This window comes from Methylosinus sp. R-45379, from assembly GCF_001644125.1.
Taxonomy (GTDB): Bacteria; Pseudomonadota; Alphaproteobacteria; order Rhizobiales; family Beijerinckiaceae; genus Methylosinus.
Window position 1 is genome coordinate 1 of the sequence record NZ_LUUM01000036.1, and the last position, 1,155, is coordinate 1,155.

A 1,155-nucleotide genomic window follows, 5' to 3' on the forward strand; every position below is an offset into this window, starting at 1 on the left:
GTGCGGCCGCCTTCGCGGATGGCGAAGCGCAGCTTCTCCTCCATGGCGATCGGAACGATGAGGTTCACCTCCATCGCCACATTATCGCCCGGCATCACCATCTCGACGCCCTCGGGGAGCGTCACAATGCCGGTCACATCCGTCGTGCGGAAGTAGAACTGCGGACGATAGTTGGTGAAGAACGGCGTATGACGGCCGCCCTCTTCCTTCGTCAGAATATAGGCTTCCGCCTTGAACTTGGTGTGCGGCTTCACCGAGCCGGGCTTCGACAGAACTTGGCCGCGCTCGACGTCCTCGCGCTTGGTGCCGCGCAGCAGCGCGCCGATATTGTCGCCCGCCTCGCCCTGATCGAGCAGCTTGCGGAACATTTCCACGCCCGTCACCGTCGTCTTGATCGTCGGGCGGATGCCGACGACCTCGACTTCCTCGCCGACCTTGACAATGCCGCGCTCGACGCGGCCCGTCACCACCGTGCCGCGGCCAGAGATCGAGAACACGTCCTCGACCGGCATCAGGAAGGGCTGATCCTTCGGACGCTCCGGCTGCGGGATATATTCGTCGACCGTCTGCATCAGCTTCAGGATCGCGTCATGGCCGATCTCGGGCGTCTTGTTCTCGAGCGCCGCCAGGGCCGAGCCCTTGGTGATCGGAATATCGTCGCCGGGGAACTCGTATTTCGACAGCAGCTCGCGAACCTCGAGCTCGACGAGCTCGAGCAGTTCCGGATCGTCGACCATGTCGACCTTGTTCAGGAACACGACGAGCGCCGGCACGCCGACCTGGCGAGCGAGCAGGATGTGCTCGCGGGTCTGCGGCATCGGGCCGTCGGCGGCGGAGACGACGAGGATGGCGCCGTCCATCTGCGCGGCGCCGGTGATCATGTTCTTCACATAATCGGCGTGGCCGGGGCAGTCGACATGGGCGTAATGGCGATTGGCGGTCTCATACTCGACATGCGCCGTCGAGATGGTGATGCCGCGGGCGCGCTCTTCCGGGGCCTTGTCGATCTGGTCATAGGCCGTGAAGGTCGCGCCGCCCGTCTCGGCCAGAACCTTGGTGATCGCCGCCGTCAGCGACGTCTTGCCATGGTCCACGTGACCGATCGTGCCGATGTTGCAATGCGGCTTCGTGCGTGAGAATTTTTCCTTGGCCATG

At 64.0% G+C, this 1,155-nt stretch carries 1 protein-coding gene; it reads right to left on the reverse strand.

From position 1 onward, the window contains the following. Positions 1-1,154, reverse strand: a 1,154-nt coding sequence (gene tuf / locus A1351_RS02410) for an elongation factor Tu (protein ID WP_064032050.1), incomplete at its 3' end; no start/stop codon positions are given. Between the last annotated feature and the right edge of the window lies 1 nt (position 1,155).